The 17,394-nt window shown below is 53.4% G+C and carries 13 protein-coding genes; 8 read left to right on the top strand and 5 right to left on the bottom strand.

The window, feature by feature from the left end; all coding sequences use genetic code 11:
• Positions 1-57: 57 nt before the first annotated feature.
• The 3 genes from QMG16_RS15525 (at position 58) to QMG16_RS15515 (ending at position 4,223) form a co-directional block, all read left to right on the top strand.
• Positions 58-1,392, top strand: coding sequence for a tetratricopeptide repeat protein (locus QMG16_RS15525; protein WP_281795708.1), 1,335 nt, complete (start codon positions 58-60; stop codon positions 1,390-1,392).
• Positions 1,392-3,293, top strand: coding sequence for a BatD family protein (locus QMG16_RS15520; protein WP_281795707.1), 1,902 nt, complete (start codon positions 1,392-1,394; stop codon positions 3,291-3,293). Before QMG16_RS15525 ends, QMG16_RS15520 begins: the two co-directional genes overlap by 1 nt.
• 186 nt (positions 3,294-3,479) lie before the next feature.
• Positions 3,480-4,223, top strand: a complete 744-nt coding sequence (locus QMG16_RS15515) for a tetratricopeptide repeat protein (protein WP_281795705.1) — start codon at positions 3,480-3,482, stop codon at positions 4,221-4,223.
• 38 nt (positions 4,224-4,261) lie between these two features.
• Here QMG16_RS15515 and QMG16_RS15510 read toward each other — a convergent pair whose 3' ends face one another.
• A complete protein-coding gene (locus QMG16_RS15510; RefSeq protein ID WP_281795704.1) occupies positions 4,262-5,911 on the bottom strand; it encodes an FAD-dependent oxidoreductase in 1,650 nt (549 codons plus the stop codon).
• 488 nt (positions 5,912-6,399) lie between these two features.
• Here QMG16_RS15510 and QMG16_RS15505 point away from each other — a divergent pair, with 488 nt between their 5' ends.
• Both QMG16_RS15505 and QMG16_RS15500 read left to right on the top strand, forming a co-directional pair.
• A complete protein-coding gene (locus QMG16_RS15505) occupies positions 6,400-7,758 on the top strand; it encodes an HDOD domain-containing protein (RefSeq protein WP_281795703.1) in 1,359 nt (452 codons plus the stop codon).
• A 209-nt stretch (positions 7,759-7,967) separates the two neighbouring features.
• Positions 7,968-8,501, top strand: coding sequence for a hypothetical protein (locus QMG16_RS15500; protein WP_281795702.1), 534 nt, complete (start codon positions 7,968-7,970; stop codon positions 8,499-8,501).
• A 215-nt stretch (positions 8,502-8,716) separates the two neighbouring features.
• Here the strand turns inward: QMG16_RS15500 and QMG16_RS15495 are convergent, their stop codons facing one another.
• The 4 genes from QMG16_RS15495 to QMG16_RS15480 form a co-directional block, all read right to left on the bottom strand.
• Positions 8,717-9,376 (bottom strand): MBL fold metallo-hydrolase, encoded by a 660-nt coding sequence (locus tag QMG16_RS15495; RefSeq protein ID WP_281795701.1) that lies wholly within the window; start codon positions 9,374-9,376, stop codon positions 8,717-8,719.
• A gap of 156 nt (positions 9,377-9,532) precedes the next feature.
• Complete coding sequence (locus tag QMG16_RS15490) at positions 9,533-9,733, bottom strand: cold-shock protein (protein ID WP_281795700.1); 201 nt, start codon at positions 9,731-9,733, stop codon at positions 9,533-9,535.
• 317 nt (positions 9,734-10,050) lie between these two features.
• Complete coding sequence (locus QMG16_RS15485; protein WP_281795697.1) at positions 10,051-11,028, bottom strand: alpha-ketoacid dehydrogenase subunit beta; 978 nt, start codon at positions 11,026-11,028, stop codon at positions 10,051-10,053.
• Between the two features lie 43 nt (positions 11,029-11,071).
• Positions 11,072-12,037, bottom strand: coding sequence for a thiamine pyrophosphate-dependent dehydrogenase E1 component subunit alpha (locus tag QMG16_RS15480; protein ID WP_281795696.1), 966 nt, complete (start codon positions 12,035-12,037; stop codon positions 11,072-11,074).
• Between the two features lie 748 nt (positions 12,038-12,785).
• Here QMG16_RS15480 and QMG16_RS15475 point away from each other — a divergent pair.
• The 3 genes from QMG16_RS15475 to QMG16_RS15465 are packed head-to-tail and all read left to right on the top strand — an operon-like array spanning position 12,786 to position 17,350.
• On the top strand, positions 12,786-13,433 hold the full coding sequence (locus QMG16_RS15475) for a 4Fe-4S dicluster domain-containing protein (protein WP_281795695.1): 648 nt from the start codon (positions 12,786-12,788) through the stop codon (positions 13,431-13,433).
• 3 nt (positions 13,434-13,436) lie between these two features.
• Positions 13,437-14,312, top strand: coding sequence for a CoB--CoM heterodisulfide reductase iron-sulfur subunit B family protein (locus tag QMG16_RS15470; RefSeq protein ID WP_281795694.1), 876 nt, complete (start codon positions 13,437-13,439; stop codon positions 14,310-14,312).
• The gene (locus QMG16_RS15465) at positions 14,309-17,350 is read left to right on the top strand and encodes a CoB--CoM heterodisulfide reductase iron-sulfur subunit A family protein (protein WP_281795693.1); all 3,042 of its coding nucleotides are present in this window, start codon (positions 14,309-14,311) and stop codon (positions 17,348-17,350) included. The genes QMG16_RS15470 and QMG16_RS15465 overlap by 4 nt, the downstream gene beginning before the upstream one ends.
• Positions 17,351-17,394: the final 44 nt, after the last annotated feature.

The raw sequence follows: 17,394 nt of genomic DNA, 5'->3' as shown, positions 1-17,394 counted from the left end.
GGAGGGTTCATTTCCGATGAAAGAATTCCTTTGCAAAGATAAATGTGGATCAAAGATATGGCAGACATTCGGCAGATGCTCGCTGGGATGCGTGCAAAAACGGTAGGGAAAAGAAGGAATTATTCTGGAAAGTTGTTCCCGCACCTGACGATTTGTTTCGGGCTTTTGCTTCTGGCTGCCCTCTTTCCCGCGCATGAGGGGTACCCCGAGTCGGCCCGCAGCCTGACGGCCGATGGAAACGCCCTTTATTCGGCGGGAAAATATGACGAAGCCTTGAAGGCTTACGAACAGGCAGCCCGGGAGCGACCCGAAGCGGGAGAAATTTTCTTCAACAAGGGAAACGCCTATTTTCAAAAGGGGGAGTACGAAAAGGCGAAAGAAGCCTATGAGGCTGCAGCGATTCATACCCGAGACCCATCCCTGGAAGCCAGGTCCCAGTTCAACCTCGGGAACACGGCCTTTCTCCAGGGCAGCCGGAAGCTGCAGAGCGATCCCAAAGAGGCTCTCGGTCTCTATGAATTGAGCATCCGTCACTACCAGAACGCTCTGAAAATCGATCCGAAGTTTGAAGACGCAGCGGAAAATATCGAAATCGCCCGGTTGAAACTCAAGGATCTGATGGACCAGATCGAGAAGCAGAAAGAGGCGGCCAAAGAACGCGAAAAACTTCAGAAAGAAATGATGCAACAGCTTCAGGAAGCGGTCCAAGAACAGGAATCGGAAATAAAAGACAATCAGTCCCTGAGGGGGAAAAAGGCCCAAAATCCAACCCAGAATTTCGGGAAGGAACATGAGAGGCTATCGGAGCGTCAGCGGAAGACCATGGAAAAAACCGGCGAAGTGGCACAAAAACTGAGTGAACTGCAGCCCCAGGACACTTCCTCGGGACGGAAGGCTCAGGAGCAGTCCGTTCAGGAGCATCTCAAAAAAGCCATGGAAGCACAAAAGACGGCTGCAGAAGAAATCGGAAACCAAAAACTGGACAGTGCGCAAAGCGAACAGGAAAAAGCCCTGGAACAGATGAAAGAAGCTCAGTCGAAGCTGCAGGATTCTCGACAAGAGAGTGAATCCAAATCAAAACCCGGGCAGAATGAGGAGAATAAGGGGGACAAGGGATCTCAAACCCAATCCGACCAGGAAAAGAATCAGGGGCAGGGATCCTCGCAACCCGAGTCGCCACAGCAGCCTGAACAGCAGCAGACTCGGGCGGGAGAACAACAGAAGAGTCCCGCTTCTCTGCGGGAAGGCAAAGAACAGCCGGAAGATCTCCGGAACGGCCGGGCCGTAATTCAGGAACAGGCACAAGATATCCTCCAGGAAGAAAAGGAGAACCGGCTGCTGTTTCAAGAGTCTCACAAAGGAGAGTATCGAGCTGTGGAGAAGGACTGGTGATGACAATTCAAAAGAGCCGCGCATTCGGTATAGCGCTGGGATGCTGCCTGATCTTTGTGGCGGGAGCTTTTCATTGGGCTGACTGCGCTGAGAACATTTCAGTGAGGGCCATGGTGGAAAAGGAAACCGTCGCCCTCGGCGAGTCGTTCATGTTCCAGATCGAAGTGGAGGGGAATGACTTGTCGTCAAGCACGACGCCCCTGGATATGAGTCCTCTGAAAGACTTTACGGTGGAATCCATGGGGAACCGGAGCAACAGCAGCTCTTCCATCACCATCATCAACGGACAGATGAACAAAATCGAAACTCATGGATATGTCATGAGCTACCGACTGACTCCGAAAAAGCTGGGACAAACAGTCATCCCTTCTCTTTCGGTTCCGGTGGGCTCCCAGGTCTTCAAGACAGAGCCCATCGCCCTCCAGGTCGTTCAACCCGAGACCACGCAAGATTTTCATCTCAAGGTCTCTTTTTCCAAGACGAGATTCTATACGGGGGAACCCATCCTCATGACGGTAACCTGGTATCTCGCCAAAGACATTAAAGATTTTACTTTTCATCTGCCGATTCTCGAAAACCCGTCCGTAACGCTTTCCGATCCCGAGGTGGACCAGAATTCCGGCCAACAATACTATCAGATCCCTCTCGGCCAGGGCTCCGCTATCGCACAAAAAGGGACGGACAGCTTCAACGGCAGGGATTATACGACACTCTCTTTCACCAAAGTCCTCTCAGCCTCAAAACCCGGCGTGCTCGAAATCCCTGAATCGACCATCTCATGCAAGGCATTGGCGGGATTTTCCAGAACACAGCGAAGGCGGAACAGCAGTCCCTTTGACGACTTTTTCAACAACGATTTCTTCGGTTCCGGTATCAGGGAAGTCTACAAGACGTTTGTCGCCCGCTCGGAACCCGTTTCCCTCACGGTACTCCCTCTGCCGGAAGAAGGGAAACCGGACGATTTTTCGGGATGTATAGGCCACTTTCATATTGAGGTGACTGCCACTCCGACCCAGGTGAGCGTGGGTGATCCCATCACTTTGACTACATCCATCAGGGGATCGGATTATCTTGAAAACGTTCAGCTGCCGCCCCTTTCCAAAAATGCGGAACTGGCAAAAGATTTCAAGATCCCCAACGAAATGGCTGCGGGAATCGTAAAGGACGGAGCCAAAGTATTCACTCAGACAGTCAGGGCAAAAACCGATACCGTAACGGCCATTCCCCCCCTCCGATTTGCCTACTTTGATCCGGACCTCGGTAAATACCAGGTCGCTCAAAGCCGGATGATCCCCATCGAAGTCAAGGCGACGCGTATCGTTACGGCCTCCGACGCGGAAGGACCTACATCCCCTGCAGTGAGGAACGAACTGGAAGCCTGGTCTCAGGGCATCGCGTACAATTACGAAGGGCCCGACGTTTTGGAGAACCAGCGCATTAGATTTTCATCTCTCATTCGCTCCCCCCTCTGGATGGGTGCTCTCCTTCTTCCTTTTTCGATTTACCTGGTCCTGCTGCTTTTTGTGCGCATGCGTCAGGAGAGAATCGCCGACCCGGATAAATTTAGATCCAAAAAGGCGTTCACGACATTCAAGCAGAATATGAAAACCCTGGGGAAGGAGCAGGAAAATGAGGCTGAAACTTACGAGCATCTCCTCAGAGCCATACGCAGCTACCTTGGAGACAAACTGAAGATCGAAGGGGCGGCTTTGACATTCAAAGATGCCCAGGAATTCCTGAAGGACAAGGGAGTTGATACCGAACTCATTCAAAGTTTGGAAGAACTCTTCAGCCGGTGCGAACAGGGGCGATATGGCGGAGGCAGTGCCGCTCCGGAATTTTTCGATGCTTTGGAGAGCAGGGCTTTTGAGACGATTCAGGCCCTGGAACGAAAAATCTGAAATAGAAGGGATTGGGCGGGAACCAGGCATTTCATGTTCCTGCCCTGAGGCTTCGGGAAAAAATAAGGTAATAGAAACCATATGGTTGTTTCACAAAAAAGAATACAGCGTAACATCATGGGAAAGTATCTTTTTCTAATCATGGTGATATTTTTTTCTCTGCCAAATCCGGTGAGGAGCGCAGGGTTGGACCAGACAGGTCTCTGGAATCTATACCGAAACGGAGAAGCTGCCTTCCGGCGGGGAAACGAACTTCTCAAAAGCCGGCCGGAACAGGCAAAAGGCCTCTTTCAGAAAGCGGCTCTTTCTTTTGAAAGCATCGTGAGGGAAGGCGATATCGAAAACGGAAAGCTCTATTACAACCTGGGAAATATTTACTTTCGCCTGGGAGACCTGGGAAAGGCTGTTTTGAACTATCGGAGAGCGGAAAAATTCATCCCAAACGACGTCAATCTTCAGCAAAACCTGGCGTTCGCCAGGAGCCGCTGTTTGGACAAGATCGATGCAAAGCCCCAGACCCGGCTGTTCCATGCTCTCTTTTTTTGGCATTACGACATGAGTTTATTCACCAGGGGCTTGATTTTCCTTGTTTTTTTCAATCTGATCTGGCTTTGCTCTACCATCTATCTTTTCAGAAAATCCACCTGGCTAAAACGCAGCGTTTCGGCTTTTGCCGTTTTGAGCATCCTCCTCGCCGGTTCCATCGGAGTGGAAGCTTTCGAGCAATCCCGCATTCATTCGGGCGTCGTCCTTGCTGAGGAAGTCATCGCCCGCAAAGGAGACAGTACGACCTTTGAACCCACATTCAAGGAACCGCTGCACGCAGGAACGGAATTCAAACTCATCGAAAAGCGCATCGGTTGGTATCACATTGAACTCAACGACGGACGGCGCTGCTGGATTCCTGAATCAGCCGCCGCCCTCGTGTGAAAATATCGAGTGCCTCTCTGCCCCCCCCTTTTACTCTCTCAGGCGCTTTTCTGTTCCTTGTCTTTTTCCGCCTCCCAGTAGGGATGGCTCAGATCTTCGTAGATAGAGAGGGCCGCTTCTGTGCCCTGCCCTATGGCGGTGACGATCTGCTTGTAACCGCCCTCCACGTCGCCCGCCGAATAGATTCCTCTTATGTTGGTCCGATGATGGGAATCATGTTTGATAAATCCGTCGGGAGTGAGTTCGATCCCCGTTTTTTGAGCCAGATCCACGGTGGGGTTGTAGCCGATGGCGATGAACACTCCGTCGGTTTCAAGGCTTTTGGTTTCCCCCGTTTTGTTGTTGTACAAAATGACTTCGCTGACCCGCTCCCTCCCTTTGATCTCCTTAACCTCTGTATTCCAGAGAACAGGAATATCGTTGAGTGGAATGTTGCGGGCGAGATGCTCCTGAGCTCGAAGCGTATCCCTTCTGTGCACCAGCGTGACTTCCACACCGATGTTACGCAGATACAGGGCTTCCGTGACGGCGCTGTTTCCTCCCCCTACCACAACGACTCTTTTCCCCTTGAAAAGGGTGCCGTCGCATGTCGCGCAATAGCTGACGCCACGTCCTGAAAGTCTGGATTCTCCGGGAATTCCGAGATGCCTGTAAGTGGCTCCCGTAGCGAGCATCACCGCACGGGTCAGGAATTTTCGCCGGCTCGTTTTCACTTCTATGGTTTCCCCCGGGTTGATTTCCAGGACTTCTTCTCCCTGAAAGATTTGCACGTACTCCAGGGCATGACTCACCATGATATCCACAAGAGTCTTCCCCGGAACGCGTGTGAATCCAGGATAGTTTTCCACGATGGGCGTCGTGGCCACCTGCCCTCCCAAAGGCCCGCGCTCCACCACAGCGGTCTTGAGCCCGCTGCGAACGGCATAAATTCCCGCAGCAAGGCCTGCGGGCCCTCCGCCCACGATGACCAGATCGGTTTCGATGGTTTCCCCCTCGATGTCAGGTATGAAAATGGTCTGGGGTTCCAGTTTCTGCAGGGAGGAAACAAAAAGCTCTTCCGGTTGAGCCCCCTGGGCAATGAGGATATCGTTGGCAAAAACCTGGGGCACACTGAAGGCCGAATACTTTGTGGCCAGATCGGGATTGGCTTGGATATCGATGATTTGCAGGGAAATCAACTCCGGCTTTTCGATGGCCGCCTTTACGGCATGCAAGGCCTGGTCGGGACAATAGGGACAGGTAGGGCTGACGAAGACCTTGATCTCTCTGGGAGCATCAATTTTATTCACGACATTGATGGACTGTTCCGAAAGATTGCTCATCTGGAGCCCCAACAGGATGAGCATCTCTAGGAACGTTCGTCCCTCCTCCCCGTAGGGCGCACCTAAATAGCGGATGGAATAACGGTCGGGAGCGAAAACAATGGTCGGAGAACCATGCACTTTCCACTCTTTGGCCCGTTTGTCACTCAGTTCCAGTTCTTTCAATTCCACCTTGGAAGAGAGTTGCGTGAAGGCTTTGATGACCTCTCTTGCCGCCTGGTTGAGAATGTCGTTCTCCCCTTTTCGGGTAAAGAGATATATGGGGATGCTATGAGGCAATCCTTTGAACATTTCCTTGAGCTGTTTTTCGAGTTCAGCCCCTAGAAAGCCTTCATTTCTCGAAGACACATTTTCTCGCCTTGGCATGATGTCACCTCCCAAGAATTCGTCTATTTCGTCATTCCCTCAGCCCGGTCGCAGGTGCTCTTAAAATTCCAAAGCCCCTTCCCCGAGGGAGGTATTATTGACAGTGACAGAATGTCCAGTCATTCTATTTATGAGTGCCCACCAAATGTGTCAATGCTCAACACTCCGTGTTCCTTTTTCATCTGATTGTGATCTTCCAAATCGGTGGAGGACAGGATGATGAAAAGTGCCCATTGCGTTCAAAGCTTCAAACCTGGATCAAGGCATCGTATCACAATGTTTTTTCGAAAATATCTCAAATAAAAATAATGCGATCAGTGCGTGTGACCGATTATGAAAAAACGGGATCCCTGGCATGACCGGCTGGGAATCTCCTTATCAGCTTGCGGGTCGAATTCATTTCTTGCTCCTGTTTGGCGGTTTCCACCGAATAGTGAAAGATTTCCGGGAAGCATATTTTTCGCATCGAGATCAATGGAGTTATCGGCATGAGATGGTTTTTCAAGAAGTCCACACCCGTTTTACCCCCCTCGATCTATGAACTGGGCCCCCAGGAAGTCCATATCCTCCACGATACCGGAAAAATCAAAAATTATGAAACCGGTGAGTTTCTATTCAGAGAAGGGGATAAAGATTCCACCATCTATCTGGTGCTTAAAGGTGCTTTCAGAGTCACCGGCGAGAGCAAGGACGCTCCGCGGCAGTTTGTGACTTTCACAAAGGGAGATTGGATCGGCGAGGGAGTCTTCCTGAAAACTCCCAAGAAGGTCGCTTCCGTCATTGCAAAAGAGACTTCCACGGTACTGGCCCTGGATGATACCGCATTGAGGATGCTGGACCGGCCGCTTGAGACGTATATCCGGAAGAAAGTCAGCGACCTGGCGCACTCCGAAAATCACAAGTTGAGCCGCGATCAGGAAACTCTTTCCACAAGAAACGAATACCTGGCAAAGTACATCGTCACATATATGGATCAGCAGAGCCGACCGTATGACAAGTCTGAAATGATTCTGAACATGTTCAAGAACTTGCCCAGCCTGCCCCTTTACACCAACAGAATCATTCAACTCATTACCGACGATGAGAGCTCTGCACGGGAAGTGACCGAATCGGCCAAGGAAGATCCTTCTCTTGTAAGCCAGATCCTGAAGACCATCAATTCCGCATATTACAGCCTGAGTCAGAAGATTTCAGACATTCAATACGCCATCACTTATCTCGGGTTCAACCAGGTGTACCAAATCGTCGTCTCCAACGGCCTGCGCAAAACGATGCCCAACACCCCGGAATTCCGGCAACTGCATGATCACTCGGTCATCATCTCCCACCTGGTCTTCCTGATCGGCCAGCATTATGACCGCAGAAAAGCATCCACAGCCAGTACGATCGCACTGCTCCATGACATTGGAAAAAGCGTCACCCTTTTGTTGAAAAAGCAAAACCCCAAAATGGCTTTTTTCGTAGATATGCTGGATACTTGTAAAATTGGAGCCATTCTGTTGAGAGCATGGAACCTTCCTGAAAACATCTGCCAGAGCATCGAGTATCAACGATTTCCGGAATTTGCCCCTCCATCGTCACTCCCCACGGAATACAAGGAAAACATTGCCCTGCTCTATATAGCTCATGCAGCCTACGAGTACCTGGATGGAAACACGGAGAACTCCTTGAAAAACCCCTTCCTGGCCGAATACATGAGGTTGGTAAGATTTTCAGGCGTCTCTATTGAAGAATTGGTGCAAAGATGTATCCTGTCGAATACCGATGCAAAGGTGAATACCCTACCGAAGCATGTTCGTTCCTTTATCATGGCCAGGCAAAAAAATCCCTTGCAAAATATCGCCTAGCACCGGCGGCCCCCCCTCTCCCCGGCATAACCGGGTGAAGCAATGGTTGAAAGCCTTGAAAATTCGTTCTGAAAATGCTAGGTCTTCCAAGCATTTCACCTTGGATAGCATAAATACAAGTAAAAGAACCCAAAAGGCACCACCGTTCATACCCAAATACGGTGCGAGAGCAAGCGCCCCCTCTAATCTATGCGAGGTAAGATAGACTCATGGCAGAAATCAAAAGCACCCTTGACCTTGTCATGGAACGGACAAGAAACTTGACCCTGACCGAAGAGGAAAAGCGGGAGCAAGCCCTTTCTGAATTCAGGGACAATCTGAAGGGACTGCTCCAGAAGTACCAGGATAAAATCCTGACAGTGGAGCAATTCAAAAGAGAACTGCATTCTCTCAAGGAATCGTCAACGGCTTCCGACAACACCACAGTCATCCGGCTGATAGCGGGTCGTCTGGACCCGGACCGGGACAATCACATGCTGCTGACGCTCCTCTCCGATGTTTGCAGCCTCGATGTTCATGGAATAATATCCATCTTGGAGGATTACCGGAAGCATCTTGAGTCTGCAGCTCATGACATCATGGCCGGTATGGTGAAAGCCCTCTCCACAAAAGGGATTTCCGGGACAGCCGTCGTCCCCAATCTGGATGCCTCTCCGGAGTGGCCCAAAGCACAAATTGAAGGCCGGAAGAGGTTTGAGGCAATGCTCGACAGGGAGATCCGCCGGTTGAGCAGCATCACATAATCCGTTTCGCTGCTCGCGGATAAACCCGGCCGACATGAAACATGCGTAAATCCGACAACATCGCCCATGCTTCATTGTCTGTTGGGTTTCATTCCATTCAACGCAACCTACGGACTCGATGTAGAGAAGACGGGATCTTGGAAAGCACGCAGGTCGCGTTGAGCCTTGAAACGCGACATGTCATTCCAGGAACAGGGTTCGCTCCCGTTCTTGCCTCAGATAAAGCCGAACCAGTACTTCTCCACCCGCTCAAAATTCGACTGGACCCGGTCGGCGCCCGAAATGAATCCGCCGTGGCCAGGAAACATCCATTCAGCATCCAATAAAGAGAGCCTTTTGATGCTTTGCTTGAGAGTCTCTCCGTTACCACCCGGAAGGTCCGTACGTCCAAGACCATCCTTAAAAATCACGTCTCCCGTAAAAAGCGCCTTGTGTTCCGGCCAGTAAAGAGAAATGGAGCCGGGAGAATGCCCGGGCGTATGAACCACATGAAATTCCATCCCCTTGACCTTCAGATCGCCTTCCGTCAGAAAAAAGTCAGGCGCATAAGAATCCACGTCCGAAACCGCACCCAGATAGGCCCCCATCTCTTTCACCAGGGCCCAGTCCTTTTGGTGAATGGCGAAAAGTGTGGGGTAATTTTTGAACAGCTTTATGGATTCGAGATGATCGGGGTGAGCATGGGTCGTGATCACCAGATCAATATCACCAAGCCCCAGCCCTGCTTCTTCGAGCCCTATCGCTACGTGCTCAAACAAACGCAGATGCCCGGGATCGATGAGCACACGGGCAGGACCGTCAATGAGGTACGTATTGCAATTGTTTGCCGCCATCGAATTCCAGAGGAATCCATACAGTCCTTCAAAAATCTTCATTTCTCTCCTTCCCTCTATTTGCAAAACCGGCTGCCACAAAAGAGAATGGGAGCCCGGCATTGATAGGATAGAAGAATATGCTTTAAAACAGAAAAAGCCGGAGGTGACTCCGACTTTTTCATTATTCAAGATATTGTATTATCTCTCAGAAAATCATTAGAGCTTTCTCACTCTGACCGCCTGAGGCCCTTTGGCGCCCTTTTCCTCATCAAAGCTCACCCGTTGGCCTTCTTGCAAGCTCTTGAAGCCTTCGCCCTCAATAGCGCTGAAATGCACAAAAAGATCTTTCCCGCTGTCATCCGAAATAAATCCATAGCCTTTTTGGTCGTTGAACCATTTCACCTGGCCTTGAGCCATCTTTCAATTCCTTTCAAATCTTTTCATTCTTGTTTTGTTTTTGTGCGTTACTTTGAAGCTCATCGGGAAGCGCTCTCTTCATAGGCGAAAGACCGATTTCCTGCATACCCCAAAATACCGTACTTCTTGGACTCCGATGATTGTAAACTTAAAAAATCAAAAGGCAAGAAAACAATCGAATCATTTTTCTATAAATGAACAAAAACCTGTGCCGCAAGATGCATCAAATAAAAAATATAGTCAAAAAAAAAATCCTCCAATATTCACATTCATACCATCCGACACATTCCAGCACCTCAGGCACTACAGGCCAGATCCTAAAGAATTTCCCTGACGGCCTCAATCAATTTCTCCTCATCGGGAATGTAGAACCTTTCCAGAGGAGGACTGACGGGTACGGGGATATCCGGACCAGTGACCCGTCTGAAAGGGGCCTTGAGACTGCTGAAGGCTTCTTCCGTGACGACGGCGCAGATTTCTCCTGCAAATCCCCCGGTCCTGGTCGCTTCATGAAGTACGACCAACCGCCCCGTCTTGCGCACTGACGAAAGTACGGTCTCCTTGTCCAGGGGCACCAGCGTGCGTAGATCCACCACTTCCACCTGCACGCCCTCTTCTGCCAGACGATCCGCCGCTTTCATGGCAACTCCGAGCATCTTGGACCAGGTGACGATGGTCGCGTCTTGGCCCTTGCGCTTTATGTCAGCCTTTCCCATGGGGATGAGATATTCCTCATCGGGAACGGGCCCCGGTGCGAAATAGAGCATCATGTCTTCGATGAAAATCACGGGATCATCGTCCCGAATGGCCGATTTCAAGAGCCCTTTGGCATCGGCCGGCGTGGAAGGCATCACCACCTTGAGCCCCGGGCAGTGGGCCACCCAGGCTTCCAGGTTGTGCGAGTGCTGACATCCCGCACCGAAACCGGCTCCGCTCTTGATGCGGACCACCAGGGGAAAGGTGGATTTTCCTCCGGACAGGTACCGGAGCTTGGCGGCATGATTGACGATCATGTCCGAGGCAAGGGTAAAGAAGGGGTTGAACATGATTTCCACCACGGGCCTGAGCCCTGCGACTGCTGCACCCACAGCGAGGCCTGCAATGGCGGCTTCTGAAACGGGAGTGTCCTTCACCCGGCCGGGTCCAAATTCCCTGAGCAAACCGGCCGTAGGAAGCATCGGGTTATCGTGTATGCTCACCCCGACGCCTTCGCCGGCGATGAAGACATCGGGATTACGAGCCATTTCTTCTCTCAAAGCCTGATTCACGGCCTGTCCCATTCCTAGTTGCTGCATGGCTTTATCCTTCTTGCAAAGATCAAAAGTGTGCGCACTCTTCTCACGAGACATACACATCTTCCAAGGCTTCCTCCAGGTCGGGCCAGGGGCTCTCTTCTGCGAACCGCACCGCGTCCGCCACCATCTTTTCGATCTCTTTTTCCAGCTCTTGCAGCTCTTTGTCGGTGATCCACCCCTCCGAGAGCAGCTCGCCACGAAGCCTTGGGATGGGGCATTTTTCCGTCCATTCCGCAATTTCATCCTTGGGCTGGTAATGCTGAGGATCGGCCTCCCCATGCCCCCTGCAGCGGTAGGTCTTGCATTCAATGAGGGTAGGCCCCTGTCCTGACACGGCACGTTCCCTGGCTCTTCGAGTCGCTTCAAAGACCGCTACCGCATCATTGCCGTCGACGATCTCTCCGGCAATGGCGTAGCCCACCGCCCGATCCGCAATGTTCTTCACCTTTGTGTGCTCTTCGTAACGTTGAGCTCCGGCATAGAGATTGTTCTCACAAACAAAGATGACCGGAAGGTCCCAAAGGCTCGCCAGGTTCAGAGCCTCATGAAAGGACCCCTCATCGGCGGCACCGTCTCCGAAGAGACAGACGGTCACACTCTTTTCATTTTTGTATTTCTGAGCGAAGGCCACACCAACGGAAATGGGAAGCCCTCCCCCCACGACGGTGCTCGTACAGGGAGCGTTGATCTCGGGCACGGCCAGGTGCAAGGTTCCGCTCTTGCCTTTGTTGCAGCCCGTCTTCTTGCCGTAGATCTCGGCCATGAGCGCCTTGGGATCCGCCCCCTTTGCAAGAAGATGGTTATGGCTGCGATGGTTGGAGATGATCACGTCTTCCGGATTCAAAGCAGAGCAGACACCCGACCCCACCGCCTCCTGCCCCGTGCAAAGGATCATCATCCCGGGAATTTTTCCCTGGATTTTGCAAAGCTCCACAAGGGACTCTTCAAACCGGCGAGAGAGGAGCATGGAACGGAGCATCTCAAGTTTTTTCTCTTTGGATACCTGCATACGTTCTCCCTTTGTCGCTATAGACTGTTCTCGTTCGGAATACCGGGCCCACTATAATACTCTTTTGCCTGTAAGGGGGAAAAAACCGGAATTGCAGAAACTTCTTTTTCCCTTGACACCACACTGTCACCTTGTTAAGATTTTCACCCGAAAAGCAAGCTCTTATCTCCTTCTCATCTCCCCTATCCTCTCCTCTTCGAGCGCTTCTCCAGTTCAAAACAGGACAGAACATCCAAGCCAAGCTGGGTGGTGAAAGAAGTCCTTGCCTGAACCTCCCAGCTTTGCAGGTCATTCTGGTTCCCGCTAAGTTGTTTCGGAAAAGTTCCTGTAGACACGAGAAAAAAAGACGCATCCATACCGGGCCATCCGCGCTAAAGACCTGGTTCTCCGATTCCTTCTCAGGCCCTTGTCCTGGGCCGACCGCGCGGGAACTGACACCATCGGAAGGTCAATTAGCTTGACATTGTCAGATTTCATCTGAACCACGGAGACACGGAGAACACAGAGATTTCATTTGGAAGTCTTTCTGTATGCCCTCTGTGGTTTATATGGAAAAAACGGTGAATCGGTGAATAGGCTGACCCGTTCGCCCATTTTTCATACGTCGTTGTGACACCCGGTGTCATGGAAGTTAATGTGACGGTGTCGCATCAGATCACGAGAATTTACCCATACCTGCATCGCCCTGTCAGTCTTCAGGCTCGGGCCGGCCGAAAGGGCGCAAGAGAATGTGCTCAAGGAGAAAGATATGATATCTGAGGTCCTGGAATACAAGCCCGACACGAACCAGTCCTTCCTCGAGGAGGTCATGGAACGTTCCGGGCAGAACCTCCTGGCCTGTTATCAGTGCCGCCGGTGCGCGGCCGGTTGTCCGGTGGGTGACGAAACCCAAGGGGTCACCCCGGACCGACTCATCAGGATGATCCTGTTGGGAGACCGGGATCAGGCCCTGGAAAACCTGCTCGTCTGGCGGTGTGTATCCTGTTACACCTGCGGAACCCGATGCCCCAACAATATCCAGACGGCCCGGATCAACGAGACGCTCAAACAGATGTCCAAGGAGCGGCATCTCGATCCCCTCAGCACCAAGGTTGCCGCCTTCCACTCGGCCTTTACCACGGCCACCGGTCATTTCGGCCGGCTCAACGAACTCGAGTTCATGGGCATGTACGAACTCCAGATCAATCTGAAGGATTTGAAAAACCGCAATTTCAAAGGCCTGTACCAGGAGATGAAGGAGCAGGCCGAGCTGGGCCTGACCATGAAAAAGAACCGGCGCCTGCACTTCGGCCTGCAGAAAGTCAAAGGTCTGGATGAAATCAGGCGCCTCTACAAGAAGGCAAAATTGAAAAAAGCCGACCGCGTCAAGGTCGCTGAAGAACGTGGTGGGAGATAGATCATGGACATCCTCTACTATCCTGGTTGCTCGTTGCGCTCCTCCAGCGAGCTTTACGACGCCCAGACGAAGATTGTGCTGGGAAAATTGGGAGTAAACCTTCAGGAACTCGAGGACTGGAACTGTTGCGGCGCCACTTCGGCGGCCAAGACCGATGAATGGCTGGCCATTGCCCTGCCGGCCAGGAACCTGGGCCTGGCCGACGCCTCCGGACTCTCGTCCATGGTTATTCCCTGTTCGGCCTGCTACAGCCGCATGCTGGTGGCTCAGAAAAGACTGGAAGGAAACGACAAGCTGCTGGCGGAGATCAATGCGGAGCTGCAAAAGAAAGTCCGGAACAGTGTCCAGATCATGAGCATCCTCGAGGTGCTTCGCCCTTTGGCCGAATCCGGGGATTTGGTTCAGAAGGCATCCAGGAAGCTGACCGGCCTCAAAGCGGCCTGCTACTACGGCTGTCTTCAGACACGGTTCCCACTGGACGTCCCGGTGCCCGATGACGTGGAAAATCCTCAGGGCATGGAGATCATCTGCAAGGCCCTCGGCGCTGAAACGCTGGACTGGAGTTACAAGACCGACTGCTGCGGCGCGTCCGCTTCGGTCAACGACCCCGATGCGGCTCTCAAGCTCATGTCCAAGATCATGAAGGACGCCTTGGCCAGGGGGGCCAACTGTTTTGTCTGCACATGTCCCATGTGCCAGCTCAATTTGGACGCTTACCAGAACCAGGTGGTCGAGAAATACGGGATCGACCGGAAACTGCCGGTCTATTTCATCACCGAACTGGTGGGGGTAGCCATGGGCCTTTCCCCCAGGGACCTCCAGATTGACCGGCATTTTGTTGACTCCATGGGACTCTTGAAGGAGTTGGAACTGATATGAGTGAAAACACGTCTCCCCAGACCCATAAGCGCGGTTCCGTCGTCATCGTCGGCGGCGGCATCGGTGCGATGCAGTCCGCCCTGGACCTGGCCGACAGCGGATTCAAGGTGCACATGGTCGAGAGGAACTCGTCCATCGGCGGGACCATGGTCATGCTCGACAAGACCTTCCCCACGGGCGACTGCGCCATGTGCATGATCTCACCCAAGATGGTCGAAGTGGGCCGCCACATGAACATAGACATCCACACTCTGGCGGAAGTGGTGTCCGTGGAAGGCGAGCCGGGGGATTTCAAGGTGACGGTCAAGGTGCCGCCGCGCTATGTAGATCCGGACAAGTGCACGGGCTGCGGCATCTGTGAACAGAAATGCCCCAAGAAGGTCACCAGTGAATACGAACAGGGCCTGACCACTCGCAAGGCTATCTTTTCCCTGTTCCCCCAGGCGGTACCCAACACCCGTGTCATCGACCGCGAAAACTGCCTCTATTTTCAAAAGGGTAAGTGCCGGGCCTGTGAAAAGTTCTGCCCGTCCCACGCCATCAATTACGAGGATACGGAGAAGATACTGGAACTCAATGTCGGGGCCGTCATCCTGGCTCCGGGTCTGGATCGGTACAACCCCAGGGTCCGGGGCGAACTCGGTTTCGGCCGCTGGCCCAACGTGGTGACCTCAGTCCAGTTCGAGCGCATTCTCTCCGCTTCCGGTCCGTACAAGGGAGAGATCAAACGACCCAGCGATGGGCACCATCCCGGGAAGGTGGCCTGGATTCAGTGCGTGGGTTCCCGGGATCAGCACAACGCCAACCCGTGGTGTTCCTCGGTCTGCTGTATGTATGCGACCAAACAGGCCATCATCGCCAAGGAACACGACGGCAACATCGAGCCCACCATTTTTTACATGGAAATGCGGGCCTTCGGGAAGGATTTCGATCGCTACGTGGACCGGGCCAAGAACCAGTACAACGTGCGGTACCAGCGGGCCATGATTTCCGCGGTCCGGGAAGATCCGGCCACGGGCAGCCTGATTCTGCGCTACGCCAATGAAGACGGGACGCTGGTGGACGAAGTCTTCGACCTGGTAGTCCTCTCCATCGGTTTCCAGCCCCATGCGGACGTGGGCGACTTCGCCCGTACTTTCGGCATTGAACTCAATGAGCACCGCTTCGCCAGGACCACCCAGTTCGAACCGGTGAACACCAGCCGTCCGGGCATGTATGTGACCGGTATCTTTCAGGGGCCAAAAGACATCCCTGAGACGGTCATGCAGGGCAGCGCCGTGGCCGGCGCGGCCATGTCCCTCCTGGGTGAGGCACGGGGCACGGAGATCGTCCACAAGGAACTCCCCCCGGAAAGGGACGTTACCGGCGAAGAGCCTCGCATCGGGGTCTTTGTCTGTCACTGCGGCATCAATATCGCTCAGACCATAGACGTACAAAAGGTGGTAGAGGCGGTCAAGGATCAGCCGGGCGTGGTGTACGCGAGCAACACTCTCTACGCCTGTGCCCAGGACCAGCAGGAAAAGATCAAGGAGTTGGTCCGGGAACACAACCTGAACCGGGTGGTCGTGGCCTCCTGCACCCCCCGTACACACAACCCCCTCTTCATGGATACCATTCGCGATGCCGGCCTGAACAAGTACCTCTTCGAACTGGCCGACATCCGCGAACAGTGTTCCTGGTGCCACATGGGCCGGAAGGAAGAGGCAACCAGGAAGGCCATCGAAATCGTCAAGATGAACATCGCCAAGGCCAGGCTGCTCCAGCCCGTGAAAACGGACTCCGTGAGCGTGACTCCGGCGGCCATGGTCATCGGCGGCGGCGTGGCCGGAATGACGGCGGCCCTCTCCCTGGCCGACCAGGGGTTTGATGTCCATATCGTGGAGCAGCAGGCAGAGCTGGGCGGGCTGGCCCGGAACGTTTACCGCACCCTGGACGGCAGCGACGTACAGGCCTTCGTCAAGATGACCGTCGAGAAGGTCGGCAAGCATCCCAGGATCCATGTCCATACCGGAACGGAGGTGAAATCCACCGACGGCTTTGTCGGAAACTTCAGCACAAAGCTCGCTGACGGCACAGCTTTCGAGCATGGAGCCATCATCCTGGCCACTGGGGGCACCGAGTATCAGCCCACGGAATCCGACTACCGCTGGGGGCAGAGCGACCACATCATCACTCAGCGGACCCTGGAAAAGAGGCTGGCTACAGGCGACGGCCCCAAAGCCGGCGAACGGTACGTCATGATCCAGTGTGTAGGGTCGCGCGAAGAACCGGTCAACTACTGTTCGCGGATCTGCTGCCAGGACGCCATTAAAAACGCCATCGCCATCAAGGAAAAGAACCCACGGGCCCAGGTCGTCATTCTGTACCGCGATATCCGGACGTACGGTCTGCGGGAAGACTACTATTTCAAGGCCCGTGAGCTGGGGGTGGTCTTCGTCCGGTTCATGCCCGAGCGCAAACCGGAAGTGGAGATGGCGGGCAACAAGCTGAAGGTCCGGGTCTACGACTACATGCTCAACCGGGACCTCGTGCTGGACGCCGACTGGCTGGTCCTCTCCACCGGTCTGCGGCCCCATCCCGACACCCACAAGGTCGGGGAGATGTTCAAAGTCACCCGCAACATTGACGAGTACTTTCTCGAAGCCCATGTCAAACTTCGCCCGGTGGATTTCCCCAGTGAAGGTCTCTTCGTCTGCGGACTGGCCCATGCTCCCAAAAACCTGGACGAAACCATCACCCAGGCCCTGGCCGCTGCCGGCCGTGCGGGGGTGGTTCTGTCCCACGACAAACTGGCCGTTTCCGGCATCATCGCCAAGCACAATCCGGACATCTGCATGTCCTGCCTGACGTGCTTCCGGGTCTGCCCGTACGGTTCACCCTACATCGACGAGGACGGCAAGGTCAGGCACAACGAGGTCAAATGCATGGGGTGCGGCATCTGCGCCGGCGTCTGTCCGGCCAAAGCATTTCAGGTCAACAACTTCCGTGATGAGCAGATTCTGGCCATGATTGACGCTCTGGCCGATGCCAGGGCCTAGAGAGGTCTGTGAGTCCGAGGCAAACTCCGGGTGTATCCCGGTGA

This window comes from Desulforhabdus amnigena (assembly GCF_027925305.1).
GTDB classification, from domain to species: Bacteria; Desulfobacterota; Syntrophobacteria; order Syntrophobacterales; family Syntrophobacteraceae; genus Desulforhabdus; species Desulforhabdus amnigena.
This window is presented reverse-complemented; position numbering and strand designations above follow the sequence as displayed.